Here is a 20,286-nt window from a genome sequence, read left to right on the forward strand (position 1 = left end):
GCCCAGCCGCCACGGGTCCAGGCCGCCGGTCTGGACCCGTGGCGGCTGGGCGGCGAGATGTGGGGCTGGTACGAGGACGGCAGGCTCACGTCCCTGTGCTACGCGGGCGCCAACCTCGTCCCGGTCTGCGCCACCCCCCAGGCCGTACGCGCCTTCGCGGACCGTGCGCGCCGGACCGGCCGCCGCTGCTCCTCCATCGTCGGCCCGGCCGGGCCCACCGCCGAGCTGTGGCGGCTCCTGGAACCCTCCTGGGGGCCGGCCCGCGAGGTCCGCGCCCACCAGCCGCTCATGGTCACCGACCGCATGCCGGACGACATACGCCCCGACCCCTACGTCCGCCGCGTCCGCAAGGACGAGATGGAAACGATCATGCCGGCCTGTGTGGCGATGTTCACCGAGGAGGTCGGCGTCTCCCCGCTCGCCGGGGACGGCGGCCTGATCTACCAGGCCCGGATCGCCGAACTCGTCGGCTCCGGCCGCTCCTTCGCCCGCCTCGACGAGCACGGCAAGGTGATGTTCAAGGCGGAGATCGGCGCCGCGACCCCCAAGGCCTGCCAGATCCAAGGGGTGTGGGTGGCCCCCGAGTACCGGGGGCAGGGCCTTGCGGCCCCCGGCATGGCGGCGGTGCTGCGGTACGCGCTGGCCGATGTGGCCCCGGTGGTCAGCCTGTACGTCAACGACTTCAACACCCCGGCCAGGCGGACCTACCGGCGAGTGGGCTTCCGGGAGGTCGGCGCGTTCATGAGCGTGCTGTTCTGAGCGCGCCGGGCCGTCTTGCGCCGTCCTGCCCCCATCCGCCCCACAACACGGTTCTGAGGCCGGTGCGTGCCCTGTAGTCTCCCGGCATGGTCCACTTTCCCGGTCACGGACACCGCCGCCCCGAGGACGTCGTGATCGGCCCGCTCGACCTGTCCGCCCGCGTCGACGAGGCGCTCGCCGTGCAGGCCGTCGCCTTCGGGCTCAGCGCCGAGGAGGTCGCCGTGCGCCGGCAGATCGTACTGCGGCACATGACCTGCACCGGTGCCCGCGCGCTCGGCGCCACCACCCCCGACGGCCGGCTCGTCGGCTTCGTCTACGGCATGCCCAACGACCGCACCCACTGGTGGTCCACCGTCGTCGAGCCCTATCTGCGCGCCCGCGGCCACGACGACTGGCTCGACAACTCCTTCGTGATCACCGAGCTGCACGTCCATCCGCGCCACCAGAACCGCGGCATCGGGCGCGCCCTGATCACCACCATCACCGACAGCGCCGCCGAGCCCCGCTCGATCCTCTCCGCCATCGACACCGACAGCCCGGCCCGCGGCCTCTACCGCTCCCTGGGGTACGAGGACCTGGCCCGGCAGGTCCTCTTCCCCAGCGCACCGATGCCGTACGCCGTGATGGGCGCCCCGCTGCCGCTGCGCCGCCGTGGAGGCGCACACGGAAACAGGCGTTAACCGATTTCCGCCAGAACAGTCCGCCCGGCTAACCTCCTAGCCATCACCGTCCCCCCGCTCCGGTCCCGGTCCGAGCGGGGTTCCATCGGCAGGAGAGACGAGAACCATGGCGAACGCACCGGTCCAGCGCATGTCCCAGTTGATGGCCAAGACGCTGCGCGACGACCCGGCGGACGCCGAGGTCCTCAGTCACAAGCTGCTGGTGCGCGCGGGCTATGTGCGGCGCACCGCCGCCGGCATCTGGACCTGGCTGCCGCTGGGCAAGAAGGTCCTCGCCAACGTGGAGCGGATCGTCCGCGAGGAGATGGACGCGATCGGCGCGCAGGAGGTGCTGCTGCCCGCGCTGCTGCCGCGCGAGCCCTACGACGCGACCGGCCGCTGGGACGAGTACGGCGCCGAGCTGTTCCGGCTGAAGGACCGCAAGGGCGCCGACTACCTCCTCGGACCGACCCACGAGGAGATCTTCACCCTGCTGGTGAAGGACCAGGCGTCCTCCTACAAGGACCTGCCGGTCATCCTGTACCAGATCCAGACCAAGTTCCGGGACGAGGCCCGGCCCCGCGCGGGCATCCTGCGCAGCCGCGAGTTCATCATGAAGGACTCCTACTCCTTCGACCTCGCCGACGAGGGGCTCGCCGAGTCCTACGACCTGCACCGCCGGGCCTACCAGCGGATCTTCGACCGCCTGGGCCTGGACTACCGCATCTGCGCGGCGACCGCGGGCGCCATGGGCGGCTCCAAGTCCGAGGAGTTCCTGGCCCCGGCCGCCGCCGGCGAGGACACCTTCGCCAACTGCCCGGACTGCGGCTTCGCCGCCAACACCGAGGCGATCGGCTACCCGGTCGAGCCGGTGGACGGCTCCGGCGTCCCCGCGGCCGAGGAGATCCCGACCCCGGACACCCCGACCATCGAGACCCTGGCCGCCTCGCTCGGCGTCCCGGCCTCCGCCACGCTGAAGAACCTCCTGGTCAAGGTGGACGGCGAGATCGTCGCCGTCGGTGTGCCCGGCGACCGCGAGGTCGACATGGACAAGGTCGAGGCGCACTTCGCCCCGGCCGTCGTCGAGCTGGTCACCGCCGAGGACTTCACGAACCGTCCGGACCTGGTCCGCGGCTACGTCGGCCCGCAGGGCCTGGACAAGGTGAAGTACATCGCCGACCCGCGCGTGGCCCCGGGCACGGCCTGGATCACCGGTGCCAACAAGGAGCACACGCACGCGAAGAACGTGGTCGCCGGCCGTGACTTCGAGGTCGACGAGTACGTGGACGTGGTCGTCGTGCAGGAGGGCGACCCCTGCCCGAAGTGCGGCACCGGACTGAAGCTGGAGCGCGCCATCGAGATCGGCCACATCTTCCAGCTCGGCCGCAAGTACACCGACGCCCTCAAGCTCGACGTCCTCGGCCAGAACGGCAAGCCGGTCCGCGTCACCATGGGCTCCTACGGCATCGGCGTCTCCCGCGCCGTCGCGGCCCTCGCCGAGCAGCACGCCGACGACAAGGGGCTGGTCTGGCCCAAGGAGGTCGCCCCGGCCGACGTCCACGTGGTCGCCGCCGGCAAGAACCTGCAGATCGAGACGGCCCTCGAGGTCTCCCGGAAGCTCGCCGAGGCCGGTGTGCGTGTCCTGGTCGACGAGCGGGCCGGTGTCTCCCCGGGCGTGAAGTTCACCGACGCCGAGCTCATCGGCGTCCCCCAGATCCTGATCGTCGGCCGCCGTGCGGCCGAGGGCGTCGTCGAGCTGAAGGACCGCCGGACCGGCGAACGCGAGGAGCTCCCCGTCGAGGAGGCCCTCGCCCGTCTCACGGCCTGAGCCGTACGACGGGGGATCCCGCCCGGGCCGTCACCGGGACACCGTCCCGCGGCCGGGAGCACACCGGGCGGCCCTCGCCGCCCGGCGGGAGCCGGAGGACACCCGCCCCACGCGGACGCACCACGGCCGCGTGGGGCGCGCTTCTGGACCCGGCAGGCGGCGCGCTCCACGGGCTCTCCGGCGGGCTCCCGGGCTTCTCCAGGGGCCTTCGCCGCTGAGGCCGCCGTCGGCCCGCCCACGCACCCGTGCGCCGCCCCACCGGGCGTCCGGATCAAGCCGCCCGGACCGCACCGCCCGGCCTCAGAGCCACGCGGCGAACTCCAGCAGCAGCTCCGCGTCCTTCGGACGGCCCACACGGCGGGCGCGCACACCGGACTCGACGGCACGGAAGAGGGTCCAGCCGCGCAGACGCTCCTGGTCGACCTCCAGGGACTCCGCCAGACGCCTGAGCCGGCGGCGGGTGACGGCGGCCCCGGACGGGGCGGCGATCAGGTCCTCGACACGGTCGCGGACCAGCCGCGCCAGATCGAAGGCGGTCTCCCCGACGACCGGGTCGGGGCCCACGGCCAGCCACGGCATCCGGGTGCCGGCGAGCACCTTGCTCTGCCGGAACGTGCCGTGCAGCAGCACCTGCTCGGGCGGCGCCGCCAGCAGCTCCTCACGGGCCTTGAGCGCCGCCTCGACCAGCGGCGCCACCTCCGCGTCGCGCTCCGCGCCCGCCCGCATCGCCTCGGCCTGCCGCCCGGTGCGCTCGGCCACCGTCTCGAAGGAGTGCCCCGCGGGCGGCTCCACCCACAGCCGGCGCAGCGTTCCCGCCGACTCCAGCAGCGCCTTCGCCTCCGGCAGCGACCGCACCGACACATCCGGGTGCAGCCGCTCCAGCAGCAGCGCCCCCTCGCCCGGGCCGCCGTCCAGAAGCCGTACGGCACCCCGCCCGCCCCAGTGCGCGAGCGCGGCCCGCTCGTTCTCCGGGCGGGCCCGGGGCGGGGCCAGCTTGAGCACGGCCGGGGTCCCGTCCGCCGTCCGCACCAGCACGACCAGGCTGCTGCGTCCGCCGGGCAGCTGCACCCGCTCGACGGTCAGCCCGTACGCCGCCACGGCCCGCCGTATCAGCTCGGGCAGCTCGGCCAGCCAGGTGTCCCCGTCCGGTGCCGTCTCCTTGAGTGCCCGCACCAGACGCTGCGGCGGTTCGAAAGCCATGCGCGAGCCGTTCCCTCCTGTGTCGCCTGTGTCGCCCGTGTCGTCCGGTGCCTCCGCCTGTGCGCGTCACGCCGAGGGCGTCGCCGCGCCCTCCGGGTCCGCCGTGCCCTTCGCGGCCGTGCCGGCCCGTTCGGCGAGACCAGGGAAGGCTACGCTCTCCCCGCGCCAGCGCACCGCCCGGACCGCCGCCTCGCGCAGCGCCGCCGCGGCCTCCCGCCGCCGCTCGCCCGTGCTCGCCCGGACCAGGTCGGAGTACACCCCGGCCACCCGCTCCTCCAGCTCGGCGGCGAACCGGACCGCCGCCGCGGAGTCCGGCACCGGGAACGGCAGCGCGTAGGCCGCCGCCGCGGCCACCGGCCGCCCGCCCAGATCCCGTACCGCGCGCGTCAGCGCGTCCCGCCGCGCCCGGTGGGCGGCGTACGCCTCCAGGGCCTCCTTGCGCCGGTCGTCCCGGAGCCGGCCCCCGACGACGCCGTACCCGTACACGGCCGCGTGCTCCGCGGCGAGCGCCGCCTGCAGGGCCTCCAGCTGCCCTTCGTCCGTCCGGCTCATGCGCCGCCCTCCGTCAGCAGATACACGTGGGCCGCCCCGGCCGCCGCCACCGAGGCCAGCAGCCGCGCCAGTTCACCGGGGGCCCGGAGCAGGGCCGCCGCGTGCCGGTCGGACAGGGACCGCTCCTCGGCGGCCAGCAGGGCCAGGGCCTGCTTCTCGTCCGCCGGGACGCCGGGGGACGGCGAGGACGCGGCATCCGCCGGCGCCGCCGGGCCCTCGGGCCCCGGGGTGGCCGGCGACGCCCCGGGGGAGGGCTCCGCCGTGCCGCCGAAGGCCTCGGCATGGGCCGCGACCTGCGCACGCAGCGGCCGCAGCCGCTCCGCCAGCGCCGGATGCGCGGCGATCACGGCGTCGTACCGCCGCACCAGCTCCCGGCTGTCCCGTGCCGCACGCGCGCGTATCCGCTCGGCGGCCGGCGCGTCGCCGGAATCGGGGGAGCCGGAGCCGGGGGAGCCGGAGGAGCAGCCCACGAGCAGGGCGGCCCCCGCGGCCGAGACGAGCAGGCTCCTTCTGCGCGGGCCCGCCGGGGCCCGTGCGGGGAGAAGACCGCGGACAGCTCCTGGGGCGCGCGGAGACAGGGGGAACGGCACGGCAGACGTCCTCGGGTGCGTTGCGGAACAAGAGCGGCGGGGCGACTCGCCCGTGATCACGGTACCCGCGCTCCCCGCGGGCACCACTCAGCGGCACCACATCCCCAGGTGGACGGCATCAGCCTCCGGGAACCGATACTCTTTGAGCCAGACACGCGACCATCCCACAACAGCAGACGCGGCCGAGGAGTCACCCGGATGAGCACCACCCAGAACGAGAGGCTGCGAGAACTGCTGGAGCCGCTTGTCACCTCCCGGGGTCTGGATCTCGAGGAGATCGCCGTGGACTCCGTCGGACGCAAGCGTGTGCTGCGCGTCGTCGTCGACTCCGACACCGGGGCCGACCTGGACAGGATCGCCGATGTGAGCCGTGCGCTCTCGGCGAAGCTCGACGAGAGCGACGCGATGGGCGAGGGCGCATACACCCTCGAGGTCGGAACCCCGGGCGCGGAGCGCCTCCTCAGGGAACACCGGCACTACGTGCGCGCCACGGGCCGGCTGGTGAAGTTCCAGCTGGCCGAGGGCGGCGAGCTGGTCGCCAGGATTCTCAGGGTCGACGACGAAGGCCTCGACCTCGAAGTGCCCGGAGTGAAGGGCCGCAAGGCCACGACCCGCAGGCTCGACTTCCCCGACATCGTCAAGGCGCGCGTGCAGGTCGAGTTCAACCGCAAGGACCGGAAGGAAGAGGGGGCGTAGCCGTGGACATCGACATGAGTGCCCTGCGGAACCTGGTACGGGAGAAGGAGATCTCCTTCGACGTGCTGGTCGAGGCGATCGAGTCGGCCCTTCTCATCGCCTATCACCGCACCGAGGGAAGCCGCCGCCAGGCACGCGTGGAACTCGACCGGGAGACCGGGCACGTGACCGTGTGGGCGAAGGAGGACCCCGAGGACCTCGAGGAGGGTCAGGAGCCCCGCGAGTTCGACGACACCCCGTCCGGTTTCGGCCGCATCGCCGCCACCACCGCCAAGCAGGTCATCCTGCAGCGGCTGCGCGACGCCGAGGACGACGCGACGCTCGGCGAGTACGCCGGCCGCGAGGGCGACATCGTCACCGGTGTGGTCCAGCAGGGCCGCGACCCGAAGAACGTCCTCGTGGACATCGGCAAGCTGGAGGCCATCCTGCCGGCGCAGGAGCAGGTCCCGGGCGAGAGCTACCCGCACGGCATGCGGCTGCGGTCCTACGTCGTCCGGGTCGCCAAGGGCGTCCGCGGCCCCTCGGTGACCCTCTCCCGCACGCACCCGAACCTGGTGAAGAAGCTCTTCGCCCTGGAGGTCCCGGAGATCGCCGACGGCTCGGTCGAGATCGCGGCGATCGCCCGTGAGGCCGGCCACCGCACGAAGATCGCCGTACGGTCCAACCGGGCGGGCCTGAACGCCAAGGGCGCCTGCATCGGCCCCATGGGCGGCCGGGTGCGCAACGTCATGGGGGAGCTGAACGGCGAGAAGATCGACATCGTCGACTGGTCGGACGACCCGGCCGAGATGGTGGCCAACGCCCTGTCGCCGGCCCGTGTCTCCAAGGTGGAGGTGGTGGACCTGGCGACCCGGTCGGCCCGGGTCACCGTGCCCGACTACCAGCTGTCCCTGGCGATCGGCAAGGAGGGCCAGAACGCCCGGCTGGCGGCCCGGCTCACCGGCTGGCGCATCGACATCCGCCCGGACACCGAGCAGGAGTCCGAGTAACCCGAGCAGACCAAACGAGCCGAGCGAGCCGGGCGGGCGGTCCCGGCACGCTCGGAAACCCGGTGCCCGGGGGGAGCTCACCCGTTCGGGTGGTTCACCCGGGAGTGGGAATAGATCCAAGTCCCAGGTGGGTTACCACACAACGACGTCCGTTCGATCTTTGCCCCGAAGGGGTGAGAGCGATACGGGGAGGTAGACTGAACAGTGTCTGGCCGGACGCGTGCCCGAGCATGCCCCGAACGCACCTGTGTGGGCTGTCGGGAGCGAGCGGCCAAGATCGAACTGTTGCGCACCGTGGCGATCGAGGGCGAGTGTGTTCCCGATCCACGCGGTACGCTGCCCGGCCGGGGTGCCTATGTACACCCCGCCCCGGTCTGCCTCGACCAGGCGGTACGCCGCCGGGCGTTTCCGCGGGCGCTGCGCGTCCCGGGACCGCTCGACGTAAAGGCGTTGCGCCGATACGTCGAGCAGGCACAAGGTTGCTGAGGCAACACGGCAAGGGAAAGACGCGCCGTACGGAACCCCGTGCGGTCAGGTACCTCGCGAGTCGAAAGCAGGTCGAGATTGCGATGAGCACTCGATGAGTACGCGATGAGTACGCCCAACTAGCGACGGTCCGGCTGCACCCCGGACCTCAAAGGAGCGATGTGGCTAAGGTCCGGGTCTACGAACTCGCCAAGGAGTTCGGCGTAGAGAGCAAGGTCGTCATGGCCAAGCTCCAGGAACTCGGTGAATTCGTCCGTTCGGCGTCCTCGACGATCGAGGCGCCCGTAGTACGCAAACTGACTGACGCCTTCCAGCAGGGCGGCGGCAACGGCAAGTCCGCCGCGAAGCCGGCCGCCCCGAAGAAGGCCGCCCCCAAGCCCGCCGCGCCCTCCGCGGCGCAGGCCGGGGGGACGTCCCAGGCCGCCAAGGCAGGGAGCGCGCGTCCCGCCGCGCCGAGGCCCGGCGCGCGTCCCGCCGCGCCCAAGCCCGCCGCGGCGCAGCAGCCCGCAACCCCGTCGGCGCCCACGCCGACCCCCGGCCCGCGTCCGGTGCCGGGTCCCAAGCCGGGGCCGCGTCCGACCCCGACGGCGCCCACCACGCCGGAGTTCACCGCTCCGTCGTCGGCTCCGTCCCCGGCCGCGCCCAAGCCCGGCGCGCGTCCGGCCGCGCCCAAGCCCGGCGCCCGTCCCGGCCAGGGACAGGGCCAGGCCGCCCCGCGCCCCGGTGCCCAGCCCCCGCGTCCGGCCGCCCGTCCGGCCGGCCCGCGTCCGGGCAACAACCCCTTCACCTCCAGCGGCTCCACCGGCATGGCGCGCCCGCAGCCGCCTCGTCCGCAGGCCCCGCGGCCCGGTGCCCCCGGCGCCCCGGGCGGCCCGCGTCCGCAGGCTCCGGGCGGTCCGCGGCCGACGCCGAGCTCGATGCCCCGCCCGCAGGGCGGTCCGCGTCCCGGCGCTCCGCGTCCGAACCCCGGCATGATGCCGCCGCGTCCCGCCGCAGGCCCGCGTCCCGGTCCCACCGGCCGCGGCCCGGCCGGTGTCGGCCGCCCCGGCGGCGGTCGTCCCGGCGGCGGTTTCGCCGGCCGTCCCGGTGGCGGCGGCGGCCGTCCCGGCTTCGGCGGCCGTCCCGGCGGCGGTGGCTTCGGCGGCGGCGGTGGCCGTCCCGGCTTCGGCGGCCGTCCCGGCGGCGGTGGCCGCGGCGGCACCCAGGGTGCCTTCGGCCGTCCCGGCGGTCCGGCGCGCCGCGGCCGCAAGTCGAAGCGGCAGCGCCGTCAGGAGTACGAGGCCATGCAGGCCCCGTCGGTCGGCGGCGTGATGCTGCCGCGCGGCAACGGCGAGACCATCCGGCTCTCCCGTGGCGCGTCGCTCACCGACTTCGCGGAGAAGATCAACGCCAACCCGGCGTCCCTCGTCGCGGTCATGATGAACCTGGGCGAGATGGTCACGGCGACGCAGTCCGTCTCCGACGAGACGCTGCAGCTGCTGGCCGAGGAGATGAACTACAACGTTCAGATCGTCAGCCCGGAGGAGGAGGACCGCGAGCTCCTCGAGTCCTTCGACATCGAGTTCGGCGAGGACCAGGGCTCCGAGGAGGACCTGGTCGTCCGCCCGCCGGTGGTGACCGTCATGGGTCACGTCGACCACGGCAAGACCCGCCTGCTCGACGCGATCCGCAAGACGAACGTCGTCGCGGGCGAGGCCGGCGGCATCACCCAGCACATCGGTGCCTACCAGGTCACGACCGAGGTCAACGGCGAGGAACGGGCGATCACCTTCATCGACACCCCGGGTCACGAGGCGTTCACCGCCATGCGTGCCCGCGGTGCGAAGTCGACGGACATCGCGATCCTGGTCGTCGCGGCCAACGACGGCGTCATGCCGCAGACGGTCGAGGCGCTGAACCACGCCAAGGCGGCCGACGTGCCGATCGTGGTCGCGGTCAACAAGATCGACGTCGAGGGTGCGGACCCGACCAAGGTGCGCGGTCAGCTGACCGAGTACGGCCTGGTGGCCGAGGAGTACGGCGGCGACACCATGTTCGTCGACATCTCCGCCAAGCAGGGCCTGAACATCGACAGCCTCCTGGAGGCGGTCATCCTCACGGCCGACGCGACGCTCGACCTGCGGGCCAACCCCAAGCAGGCCGCGCAGGGCATCGCGATCGAGTCCCGTCTGGACCGCGGTCGCGGCGCCGTCGCCACGGTCCTGGTCCAGCGAGGCACGCTGCGGGTCGGCGACACGATGGTGGTCGGCGACGCGTACGGCCGGGTCCGGGCGATGCTCGACGACAGCGGCAAGAACGTCACCGAGGCCGGTCCGTCGATGCCGGTCCAGGTCCTGGGCCTGACCAACGTCCCGGGCGCGGGCGACAACTTCATCGTGGTCGACGAGGACCGTACGGCCCGTCAGATCGCGGAGAAGCGCGCCGCCCGCGAGCGCAACGCGGCCTTCGCCAAGCGCGCACGCCGTGTGTCCCTGGAGGATCTGGACAAGGTGCTGAAGGCCGGCGAGGTCCAGCAGCTGAACCTGATCATCAAGGGCGACGCCTCCGGTTCGGTCGAGGCGCTGGAGTCCTCCCTGCTCCAGCTGGACGTCGGCGAGGAGGTCGACATCCGCGTCCTGCACCGTGGTGTCGGTGCGGTCACGGAGTCCGACATCGACCTGGCCATGGGCTCCGACGCGATCGTCATCGGCTTCAACGTCCGGGCCGCCGGACGGGCCCAGCAGATGGCGGAGCGCGAGGGCGTGGACGTCCGCTACTACTCGGTCATCTACCAGGCGATCGAGGAGATCGAGGCGGCCCTCAAGGGCATGCTCAAGCCGGAGTACGAGGAGGTCGAGCTCGGCACGGCGGAGATCCGCGAGATCTTCAAGTCGTCCAAGCTGGGCAACATCGCGGGTGTCGTCATCCGCTCCGGCGAGGTCAGGAGGAACGCCAAGGCGCGCCTCATCCGGGACGGCAAGGTCGTCGCGGAGAACCTCACGATCGACGGTCTGCGTCGCTTCAAGGACGACGTCACCGAGATCCGCGAAGGCTTCGAGGGCGGTATCAACCTCGGAAACTTCAACGACATCAAGGTCGGCGACATCATCGCGACGTACGAGCTCCGCGAGAAGCCGCGGGTGTAACGGCCCACGGCGCGCAGCACGGCCGGCCGGCGGGACCCGGGTCCCGTCGGCCGGTGTGCCATGCCGGGAAAGCCCCGGGCCCGTCCACACGCGCCCTCACCCGTCCGCCGCGCCGGGCGGTGGACGGACGGGGAAAACCCCGTCGAGCCGCCGCCCGGGTTCGCGGTACGGTTCTTGATGTCCCTGCCCACCCGGAAGGCAGGACCACCGACCCCGTACCGGCGGGCAACCCGGTCGCACACATGTACGTGGGGACTCTGTCCTTCGACCTTCTCCTCGGCGACGTCCGCTCACTGAAGGAGAAGCGCTCCATCGTCCGCCCGATCGTCGCCGAGCTCCAGCGCAAGTACGCGGTGAGCGCGGCCGAGGTGGACCACGCGAACCTCCACCGGCGAGCCGTCATCGGCCTCGCCGCGGTCTCCGGCGACGCGACGCACCTGACCGACGTCCTGGACCGGTGCGAACGGCTGGTCGCCGCCCGCCCCGAGGTGGAGCTGCTGTCCGTCAGACGCCGCTTCCACGGGGAGGACGACTAGACGGCGTCACCCGGACAGACAGCACGCACACCACGCAACGCAGAAGAAGAAAGAACGGGAGACGGACCAGTGGCCGACAACGCGCGGGCGAAAAGGCTGGCGGACCTCATCCGAGAGGTGGTGGCCCAGAAGCTGCAGCGCGGGATCAAGGACCCGCGGCTCGGTTCGCACGTCACCATCACGGACACTCGGGTCACGGGCGACCTGCGGGAGGCGACCGTCTTCTACACGGTCTACGGGGACGACGAGGACCGCAAGGCCGCGGCCGCCGGACTGGAGAGCGCCAAGGGCATCCTGCGCTCCGAGGTGGGACGTGCGGCCGGCATCAAGTTCACCCCCACCCTCACCTTCGTCGCGGACGCCCTTCCGGAGACCGCCCGGACCATCGAGGACCTCCTCGACAAGGCCCGTGCCTCCGACGCGAAGGTGCGCGAGGCCGCCGCCAGGGCCTCCTACGCCGGTGACGCGGACCCGTACCGGAAGCCGGTGACCGACAACGGGACGGGCGACATCACCGAATGAGCGGCAGGACCACACCGCCCGACGGCCTCGTCATCGTCGACAAGCCCGCGGGCTTCACCTCGCACGACGTCGTGGCCAAGATGCGCGGGATCGCGAAGACCCGGCGCATCGGCCACGCCGGCACCCTCGACCCCATGGCCACCGGCGTTCTCGTGCTCGGCGTGGAGAGGGCCACCAAACTCCTCGGCCATCTCGCGCTGACCGAGAAGGAGTACCTCGGCACCGTACGGCTCGGCCAGAGCACGATCACCGACGACGCCGAGGGCGAGGTCACCTCCTCCACCGACGCCTCCCGGGTCACCCGCGACGCCATCGACAAGGCCGTCGCCAAGCTGACCGGCGACATCATGCAGGTGCCGTCCAGGGTCAGCGCCATCAAGATCAACGGCGTGCGGTCGTACAAGCGGGCCCGCAAGGGCGAGGAGTTCGACATCCCGGCCCGTCCGGTGACCGTCTCCTCCTTCCAGGTGCACGACATCAGGGACGCCGTCGCCGACGACGGCACCCCCGTGCTCGACCTGGTGGTGTCGGTGGTCTGCTCCTCCGGCACCTACATCCGCGCCCTCGCCCGCGACCTGGGCGCGGACCTCGGCGTCGGCGGTCATCTCACCGCGCTGCGCCGCACCCGTGTGGGCCCGTACAAGCTGGACGCCGCCAGGACGCTGGAGCAGCTCGAGCGGGAAATGACCGTGATGCCGATCGCGGAGGCGGCCGCGGCCGCGTTCCCCCGCTGGGACGTCGACGCCCGGCGCGCCCGGCTGCTCACCAACGGCGTACGGCTGGACATCCCCGACGAGTACGCGGGCGCCGGCCCGGTGGCCGTCTTCGGCCCCGAGGGCCGCTTCCTCGCGCTCGTGGAGGAGCAGCGGGGCAAGACCAAGAGCCTTGCGGTCTTCGGCTGACGGCCGCCGTCGGTGGGCCGTCCGTCCACGGGGCCGCCCGTCCGTGGAGCGGCGAGCACGGGGCGTGTGCCCCGGTCGCCGCTCCACGGCGGCCCCCTCGGTTCCCCCACTTCTGAGCTGTATCCAGCTGCCCCCGCCCATTCACCCGACCGTGCGGGCGCTCGGAGTGAACAGGGGGAGCGCGAGGGGCGCGCTCGCCGCCTTCCCCGGGTGCACCACGTGATCCGCCCGGCCGGCCGTCCGGCTGGTCCTGTGCCGCTCGCCGTCAGGAGCACGGCGGGCGCGGGCGTTCCCGTCCGACGCTCCCGTCCGGCCTGCGCCGTCCGGCACCCGCTGTCCGACGACCGTTCGCCCGGCCGGCAGCCGCCCGGACGGCGTGCACCCCGTCACAGGGCCCATGCCCGTGCGAGCGGGGAACCCGGGGCATGGCACCCTTAGACCTGCGGACAAGCAGCAAGACGAACACCAAGACGAACAAGGCGAACAAGGCGACAGGGACCACAGGTGCGACGAGGAGCGGTCACAGTGCAGCGCTGGCGTGGCTTGGATGACATCCCCCACGACTGGGGGCGCAGCGTCGTCACCATCGGCTCCTACGACGGAGTCCACCGCGGACACCAGCTGATCATCAAGCACGCCGTGAACCGCGCCCGCGAACTCGGCATCCCCGCCGTCGTCGTCACCTTCGACCCGCACCCCAGCGAGGTCGTCCGCCCCGGCAGCCATCCGCCGCTGCTGGCCCCGCACCACCGCCGTGCCGAACTGATGGCCGAGCTGGGGGTGGACGCGGTGCTCGTCCTGCCCTTCACCGTGGAGTTCTCGAAGCTGTCCCCGGCCGAGTTCGTCGTCAAGGTGCTGGTCGACAAGCTGCACGCCAAGGCGGTCGTCGAGGGCCCGAACTTCCGCTTCGGCCACAAGGCCGCCGGCAACGTGGAGTTCCTCGCCGAGCAGGGCAAGATCTACGACTTCGAGGTCGAGGTCGTCGACCTGTACCTCACCGGGGAGGCGGGCGGCGGCGAGCCCTTCTCCTCGACCCTGACCCGCCGCCTGGTCGCCGAGGGCGACGTCGAGGGCGCCCGCGAGATCCTGGGCCGCCCGCACCGGGTGGAGGGCGTCGTGGTCCGCGGTGCCCAGCGGGGCCGCGAACTGGGCTTCCCCACGGCCAACGTCGAGACGCTCCCGCACACCGCGATCCCCGCCGACGGCGTCTACGCCGGCTATCTGCACGCCCAGGGCGAGGTGATGCCGGCCGCGATCTCCGTCGGCACGAACCCGCAGTTCGACGGCACCGAGCGCACGGTGGAGGCGTACGCCATCGACCGCGTCGGCCTCGACCTCTACGGCCTGCACGTCTCCGTCGAGTTCCTGGCCTTCGTCCGCGGCCAGGCGAAGTTCGACTCCCTCGAGGCGCTGCTGGAGAGGATGGCGCAGGACGTCGCCCAGTGCCGGGAGATCATCGCGGCGGACGGAAGGGCGGACGCGAAGACGGACGCGAAGGCGGACACAGGCACGGACACGAAGGACACGAAGACGGAGTAGTCCGCGCCGGAACCCGCCCGGCGGCCCGGGCGGGTCTTCTCGCCGGCGGACGGCACCGGGGTACGGGCGGAGAGCCGCGGACGGGCCTCTCAGGACGCCGGGGGAGCGGCGTCCGCCCGCGCGTGCGCCCAGTGGCACGCGACAGGCGCCTCGCCGCCCGCACCGGGAATCCCCGGATCCCGGCTGCGGCAGGCCCGGGCCACCCCCGCCCGTTCGGCCTCCCCGCTCGCCAGGACGGGGCAGCGGACGTGGAAACGGCAGCCGGGGGGAATGCGGGAGGGGTCCGGGGGCTCGCCGCCGAGGACGACCGGATCCCCGGGGGCCTCGGGCAGGACGGACAGCAGGGCCCGGGTGTACGGGTGCCGGGGGGCCGTCAGGACCTGTTCCACCTCGCCGGTCTCCACGATCCGCCCCAGATACATCACCGCGACCCGGTCGGCGATGTTCCAGGCCAGCCCCAGATCGTGGGTCACCACCAGCGCGGACAGGCCGAGTTCGGTGCGCAGCCGCAGCAGCAGGGCGAGGATCTCACCGCGCACCGAGGCGTCCAGGGAGGCCACCGGCTCGTCGGCGACGAGGAGTTCGGGCTCCAGGACCAGCGCGCCCGCGATGACCACGCGCTGGCGCTGCCCCCCGGACAGCTCGTGCGGATAGCGCAGGAAGAACCGCTCGGGCGGACGCAGCCCGGCCCGTGACAGGGCCTCGGCGACCGCCGCCCGCTCGTTTCCGCCGTACCCGTGGATGCGCAGCCCCTCGGCCACGGCGTCGTACACGGTGTGGCGCGGGTTGAGCGAGCCGCTCGGGTCCTGGAGCACCAGCTGGACCCGTTTGCGGTACGCCTTCAGCGCCCGCGAGGAGTAGTCCAGCGGGGCGCCGTCGAAGAGCACGCGTCCCGCGGTCGGCCGCACCAGGCCGAGCAGCGAGCGGGCCAGTGTCGTCTTGCCGCACCCCGACTCGCCCACCAGCGCCACGATCTCCCCGCGGCGGATGGCGAGGTCCACTCCGTCCACGGCCCGGGCGGCCGGCGCGCCGTTTCGGCCGGGGAAGGCGACGCGCAGGCCCTCGGCCCTCAGCAGCTGTGACATGTCCGTCATGCGGTGCCGCTCCTCGCCTCCGTCCCGCCCTCGGCGGCCGCGGCCCCCTCGGGCACGTGCACACAGGCCGCCCGCCGTCCCGCTCCCGCCCCGCGCAGCGCCGGGTCCCGCACGGCGCAGACGTCCAGTGCGACCGGGCAGCGCGGATGGAACGCGCACCCGGAGGGCAGCGCCGCCGGATCCGGGGGATCGCCCGGCAGACCGCGGGGGGCGAACCGGGACGCCGGGTCGCCGATCCGGGGAAACGCCTCCGCCAGGGCCTTGCCGTAGGGGTGCCGGGCGTCCTCGTAGACCTGCCGGGCCGGGCCCTCCTCGACCACCCGGCCCGCGTACATCACCGCCAGCCGGTCGCAGGTGTCGGCCAGCACGGCGAGATCGTGGCTGATCATGACCAGTCCGAGGTCCTGCTCGCTCACCAGCCCCTCGATCAGCCGCAGGATCTGGGCCTGGACCATCACGTCCAGCGCCGTGGTGGGCTCGTCGGCGACGATCAGACGCGGATCGCAGGCCAGCGCCATCGCGATCATCACCCGCTGCCGCTGCCCGCCGGACAGCTCATGGGGATAGGCACGCGCCCGGGCCGCCGGCAGCCCCACCAGCTCCAGCAGTTCCCCCGCCCTCCTCCGTGCGCTTGCAGCGGTCGCCCGGCGGTGCAGCAGGATCGGCTCGGCGATCTGGTCGCCGATCCGGTGCACGGCGTTCAGCGAGTGCATCGCGCCCTGGAAGACGATCGACGCCCCCGCCCAGCGCACCGCCCGCACCCGGCCCCACTTCATCGTCAGGACGTCCTCGCCGTCCAGCAGGATCTCGCCGCCGATCCGGGTCCCGGCCGGCAGCAGCCGCAGCAGCGCCAGCGCCAGTGTGGACTTGCCGCAGCCCGACTCGCCCGCGATGCCGAGCTTCTCGCCCGGGGCGAGGGTCAGGTCGACCCCGCGCACGGCGGCCGCGCCGTTCGGATACGTCACTTCCAGGTTCCGCACGTCGAGCAGGGTCAACGGGACACCCCCAGCCTGGGGTTGAGAACGGACTCGACCGCCCGCCCGCACAGGGTGAACGCCAGCGCGACCACCGCGATGGCGACCCCCGGCGGCACCAGGTACCACCAGGCGCCGGAGCTGACCGCCCCCGCCTCCCGCGCGTCCTGCAGCAGTCCGCCCCAGGACACGACCGTCGGGTCGCCGAGCCCGAGGAAGGCGAGCGTCGCCTCCGCCAGGATCGCGGAGGAGATGATCAGGGTGGTCTGGGCGAGCACCAGCGGCATGACGTTCGGCAGCACGTGCCGGGACATCACATGCCAGTGGCCGCCGCCGAGCGCCTTCGCCCGCTCGATGTACGGCCGTGCCTCCACCGCCAGGGTCTGCGCCCGCACCAGACGCGCGGTGGTCGGCCAGGTGGTCACGCCGATCGCCAGGACGACGGTGCCCAGCGAGCGGGACAGCACGGTGGCGAGCGCGATGGCGAGCACCAGCGTCGGCATCACCAGGAACCAGTCCGTGATCCGCATCATCACCGTGGCGTACCAGCCGCGGAAGTGCCCCGCGGTGATGCCGATGAGCGTTCCGATCGCCACCGACAGCACGGCCGCGAGCAGCCCGACCAGCAGGGAGACGCGTGACCCCCAGATCACCAGGCCGAGCAGATCGCGGCCGAACCGGTCGGTGCCCAGCGGGAAGCGTGCGCTGGGGCTCTCCAGCGGCCCGCCGGGCGCACCGGTCACGCTCTGCGCGTCCGCCCCGACGGTCAGCGGCGCGGTCAGGGCCACCAGTACGCACAGCACGAGCACGGCCAGCCCGAGGACGCCCGCACGGTGCCTGCGGTACTGCCTCCAGAAACGGGCGGCGGAGGCCCGGCGGCGCTGCCGGGCGAGCGCACGCGGACCGGGCGTGTGCGGACCGGGCTGCGCGGCGGTCTTGACGGTCATCGGCCCACCCTGGGATCGAGCAGCGGATACAGCAGGTCGGCGAGGGTGTTCATCACGATCACCGCCGCGGCGAAGAAGAAGAACAGCCCCTGCACCAGCGGCAGATCGGGCACGCTCAGCGCCTGGTAGAACAGCCCGCCGAGCCCCGGCCAGGAGAACACCGTCTCGACGAGGATCACCCCCGCCACGGTCCGGCCGAGATTGACGAAGACCAGCGTCATGGTCGGCAGCAGTGCGTTCGGCACGGCGTGCCGGCGCCGTACGAGGGCGTCCCGGAGGCCCTTGGCCCGCGCGGTCGTCAGATAGTCGCCGCCCATCTCGTCCAGCAGCGCCGACCGGGTGACCAGCAGGGTCTGCCCGTACTCCACCGCCACCAGCGTCACCACCGGCAGGACCAGATGGTGGGCGACGTCGACGGCGTGGGCGAGGCCCTCCTTGCCGCCCGACTCCATGCCCCCGGTCGGGAACAGACCCGGAACCGGGCCCACGCCCACCGACAGCACGATGATGAGCAGCAGCCCCAGCCAGAAGGACGGGATGGAGTAGAGCGTCAGCGCCAGCCCCGTGTTGAGGCGGTCGCCGAGCCCGCCGTGCCGCCAGGCGGAGCGGGTGCCGAGGACGATGCCGAGCGCGGTGTAGAGCACGAAGGCCGTCCCGGTCAGCAGCAGGGTGTTGGGCAGCGCCTCGGTGATCTTGTCGATGACCGGGGCACGGAACTGGTACGAGGTCCCCAGATCCCCGGTCAGCGCCTTGCCGCAGTAGTCCGTGAACTGCCGCCACAGCGGCAGGTCGAGCCCGAACTCCCTGCGGTAGACGGCGATCTGCTCGGCGGAGACCGGCCGGCCGCCGGTCATGAACCTCACCGGGTCGCCCGGGATCAGCCGGAAGAGGAAGAAGCTGGTGACGAGGACGGCGAGCAACGAGACGGCCGCACCGGCCAGTTTGCCCGCCACGTACCGCAGATACGCGGCAGTGGTCCTCGCCCGCGGTCCCCGGCCCGTCGCCGGCCCGGGCGTTCCCGGGCCGGCGACGGGCCCCTCGGCCGGGGAGACCGGCGAGGAGGTCGCCTCAGCGGTCATGCGCGCTCACCGCCCGCCTCGCCCACGGCCCGCCCACGGCCTATTCACGGTCGTCCGCCGTGGCCCGGCGGCGCAGCGCGAGGACCGCCACGAGACCGGCGAGGGCGGCGGCGCCCGCCACGATCCCGACGACGGCCCCCGTGGACACCGAACCGTCCGAGGAGTCGCCGGAGTCCGCCGGAACGGCCGACCACCAGCTCCAGTAGCCGTCCTGTCCGTAGATGTTCCCGGCCTTCGCCGGCATGGTGGTGATCGACGCGATCTGGTCCGTGCGGTAGGCCTCGACCGCGTTGGGATAGGCCATGACGTTCATGTACCCGAGGTCGTACAGCCGCGCCTGCATCCGCCGGACGAGCTCCGCCCGTCTGGCCGGGTCGTACTCGGCGAGCTGCTCGGCGTACAGCTCGTCGTACGTCTTGTCGCAGATGAAGTTGTCGGTGGCGCCGGTGTCCCTGGGGGTCGCCGGAAGCGCGGCGCAGGTGTGGATGGAGAGCACGAAGTCGGGGTCGGGGTTGACCGACCAGCCGTCGAAGGCGAGGTCGTACTTGCCCGCGAGCCACGGGTCGGTCACGTTGTCCAGGCAGGTGAGGGTGACCCCGATGCCGAGCCGGCCCCACCACTCCTGCAGATACTTGCCGATCGCCTTGTCGTTGGGGTCGGTCGCATGGCACAGCACCCGGTAGTTCAGCGGCCTGCCGTCCTTGCCGACGCGCTTGCCGTCGGCGTTCTTCCGGTAGCCCGCCTCGTCCAGGAGCCGGGCGGCCCTCGCCGGGTCGTACGCCAGCAGCCGGTCCTTCGGCGGCTTCCAGAAGTACGCCGGGTAGCGCGGCGGGATGTAGCCCTGGCCCTCCACCGCGTGGCCCTGGAAGACCTTGTCGATGACGGCCTTCCGGTCGACCGCCATGAACAGCGCGTGCCGCACCCGCCGGTCGTGCAGGGACGGATGACCGTCACCGAACCTCTCGCCGTTCCTGGCCCGTGCGCCCGGGTTGACGGCCAGGGCGTAGAAGCGGCGGCCGGGGGCGTCGTTGACGCGGATGTTCTTCTCGCCCTTGAGGGAGGCGGCCTGGGCGGGCGTCAGGGACGGCGAGCCGGCCACGAAGGAGACCTCGCCCTTGCGCAGGGCGGCGACGGCGGCGTCCTGGTCCTTGTAGTACCGGAAGACCAGCTCGTCGAACTTCGGCGCGCCCCGCCAGAAGTTCTTGTTGGCCTTCAGCCGCACATGGCTGTCGGGCTTGTAGTCGGTGAGGACGAACGGCCCGTTCCCGACGATCGGGAAGCTCTTGTCGTTGTTGAACTCGGAGAAGTCCGTGACCTTCTCCCAGATGTGCTTGGGCACGATCGGCACGTCGAGCGCGGTCATCGTGGCCTGCGGCTTCTTCAGCCGGATCACCAGGCGGGTGGGGCTGGGCGCGGTGACCTGCGCGAAGTTGGCGACGAAGCTGCCGTTGGCGGTGGCGGCGTCCGGGTCCGTCATCATCTTGTTGAACGTCCACGCCGCGTCCTCGGCGGTGGCCCGCCGCCCGTCCGACCACATCGAGTCGGAGCGGATCGTGTAGGTCCAGGTCAGCTTGTCCGGCGACGCCTCCCACTTGGTGGCCAGACCCGGGACGACCCGGGCGTCCTCGGGGTCGTAGTTGGTCAGGTACTCGTACATCAGCCGGTGGATGCTGGTGCTGACCAGCCGTACCGCCAGGAAGGGGCTGAGCGAGTCCACGCTCTGCGCGACGGCGACGGTGAGGACCTTCCTGCCCGACGTGTCCGAGGTGTCCGCCGCGGCCCGGGCCTGCGGCGGACACCTCGGACACG

19 protein-coding genes are annotated in these 20,286 nt (G+C 72.7%); 11 read left to right on the plus strand and 8 right to left on the minus strand.

What is annotated here, in order from left to right:
• The 3 genes from CCN35_RS15495 to CCN35_RS15505 form a co-directional block, all read left to right on the plus strand.
• Positions 1–759, plus strand: a 759-nt coding sequence (locus tag CCN35_RS15495; protein WP_107501056.1) for a GNAT family N-acetyltransferase, incomplete at its 5' end; no start/stop codon positions are given.
• An 86-nt stretch (positions 760–845) separates the two neighbouring features.
• On the plus strand, positions 846–1,439 hold the full coding sequence (locus CCN35_RS15500; RefSeq protein ID WP_067397964.1) for a GNAT family N-acetyltransferase: 594 nt from the start codon (positions 846–848) through the stop codon (positions 1,437–1,439).
• A gap of 106 nt (positions 1,440–1,545) precedes the next feature.
• Entirely contained in the window at positions 1,546–3,246 is a 1,701-nt protein-coding gene (locus CCN35_RS15505; protein ID WP_067397965.1) for a proline--tRNA ligase, read from the plus strand.
• Between the two features lie 300 nt (positions 3,247–3,546).
• Here the strand turns inward: CCN35_RS15505 and CCN35_RS15510 are convergent, their stop codons facing one another.
• The 3 genes from CCN35_RS15510 to CCN35_RS15520 all read right to left on the minus strand — a co-directional run bounded on the left by CCN35_RS15510 (position 3,547) and on the right by CCN35_RS15520 (position 5,588).
• Positions 3,547–4,446, minus strand: a complete 900-nt coding sequence (locus tag CCN35_RS15510) for an aminoglycoside phosphotransferase family protein (RefSeq protein WP_067397966.1) — start codon at positions 4,444–4,446, stop codon at positions 3,547–3,549.
• 66 nt (positions 4,447–4,512) lie between these two features.
• Positions 4,513–4,998, minus strand: a complete 486-nt coding sequence (locus CCN35_RS15515; RefSeq protein WP_067397967.1) for a ferritin-like domain-containing protein — start codon at positions 4,996–4,998, stop codon at positions 4,513–4,515.
• Complete coding sequence (locus CCN35_RS15520; RefSeq protein ID WP_236560856.1) at positions 4,995–5,588, minus strand: hypothetical protein; 594 nt, start codon at positions 5,586–5,588, stop codon at positions 4,995–4,997. The genes CCN35_RS15515 and CCN35_RS15520 overlap by 4 nt, the downstream gene beginning before the upstream one ends.
• Positions 5,589–5,786: 198 nt before the next feature.
• Between CCN35_RS15520 and rimP the strand changes: the two genes are divergently transcribed.
• From rimP to CCN35_RS15560, 8 genes are all read left to right on the plus strand, one after another.
• Complete coding sequence (gene rimP, locus CCN35_RS15525; protein WP_067397968.1) at positions 5,787–6,284, plus strand: ribosome maturation factor RimP; 498 nt, start codon at positions 5,787–5,789, stop codon at positions 6,282–6,284.
• Between the two features lie 2 nt (positions 6,285–6,286).
• Positions 6,287–7,273, plus strand: coding sequence for a transcription termination factor NusA (nusA, locus tag CCN35_RS15530; RefSeq protein WP_067397970.1), 987 nt, complete (start codon positions 6,287–6,289; stop codon positions 7,271–7,273).
• A 204-nt stretch (positions 7,274–7,477) separates the two neighbouring features.
• Positions 7,478–7,759 carry a YlxR family protein gene (locus CCN35_RS15535; protein ID WP_079129934.1) on the plus strand — a complete coding sequence of 94 codons (282 nt, stop codon included), beginning with the start codon at positions 7,478–7,480 and terminating at the stop codon, positions 7,757–7,759.
• Between the two features lie 161 nt (positions 7,760–7,920).
• Complete coding sequence (gene infB, locus CCN35_RS15540; RefSeq protein ID WP_067397971.1) at positions 7,921–10,884, plus strand: translation initiation factor IF-2; 2,964 nt, start codon at positions 7,921–7,923, stop codon at positions 10,882–10,884.
• 242 nt (positions 10,885–11,126) lie between these two features.
• Positions 11,127–11,420 (plus strand): DUF503 domain-containing protein, encoded by a 294-nt coding sequence (locus tag CCN35_RS15545; protein WP_067397973.1) that lies wholly within the window; start codon positions 11,127–11,129, stop codon positions 11,418–11,420.
• Positions 11,421–11,489: 69 nt separating this feature from the next.
• Positions 11,490–11,942: a 30S ribosome-binding factor RbfA gene (gene rbfA, locus CCN35_RS15550; RefSeq protein WP_067397978.1), complete on the plus strand. Its 453-nt coding sequence runs from the start codon at positions 11,490–11,492 to the stop codon at positions 11,940–11,942.
• A complete protein-coding gene (gene truB / locus CCN35_RS15555; protein ID WP_067397980.1) occupies positions 11,939–12,844 on the plus strand; it encodes a tRNA pseudouridine(55) synthase TruB in 906 nt (301 codons plus the stop codon). Before rbfA ends, truB begins: the two co-directional genes overlap by 4 nt.
• 525 nt (positions 12,845–13,369) lie before the next feature.
• Positions 13,370–14,383 carry a bifunctional riboflavin kinase/FAD synthetase gene (locus CCN35_RS15560; RefSeq protein ID WP_079129935.1) on the plus strand — a complete coding sequence of 338 codons (1,014 nt, stop codon included), beginning with the start codon at positions 13,370–13,372 and terminating at the stop codon, positions 14,381–14,383.
• Positions 14,384–14,472: 89 nt separating this feature from the next.
• Here CCN35_RS15560 and CCN35_RS15565 read toward each other — a convergent pair whose 3' ends face one another.
• The 5 genes from CCN35_RS15565 to CCN35_RS15585 form a co-directional block, all read right to left on the minus strand.
• Positions 14,473–15,477, minus strand: a complete 1,005-nt coding sequence (locus CCN35_RS15565; RefSeq protein WP_067397982.1) for an ABC transporter ATP-binding protein — start codon at positions 15,475–15,477, stop codon at positions 14,473–14,475.
• Complete coding sequence (locus CCN35_RS15570; protein ID WP_067397984.1) at positions 15,474–16,472, minus strand: ABC transporter ATP-binding protein; 999 nt, start codon at positions 16,470–16,472, stop codon at positions 15,474–15,476. The genes CCN35_RS15565 and CCN35_RS15570 overlap by 4 nt, the downstream gene beginning before the upstream one ends.
• Positions 16,469–17,398, minus strand: a complete 930-nt coding sequence (locus CCN35_RS15575; protein WP_067397987.1) for an ABC transporter permease — start codon at positions 17,396–17,398, stop codon at positions 16,469–16,471. The genes CCN35_RS15570 and CCN35_RS15575 overlap by 4 nt, the downstream gene beginning before the upstream one ends.
• Positions 17,395–18,477, minus strand: coding sequence for an ABC transporter permease (locus tag CCN35_RS15580; protein WP_086793167.1), 1,083 nt, complete (start codon positions 18,475–18,477; stop codon positions 17,395–17,397). Before CCN35_RS15580 ends, CCN35_RS15575 begins: the two co-directional genes overlap by 4 nt.
• A 40-nt stretch (positions 18,478–18,517) precedes the next feature.
• Positions 18,518–20,286 (minus strand): ABC transporter substrate-binding protein (locus tag CCN35_RS15585; RefSeq protein WP_086793171.1); only part of this gene is annotated, 1,769 nt, incomplete at its 5' end.

Source organism: Streptomyces thermovulgaris, from assembly GCF_002155915.1.
Lineage (GTDB): Bacteria > Actinomycetota > Actinomycetes > Streptomycetales > Streptomycetaceae > Streptomyces > Streptomyces thermovulgaris.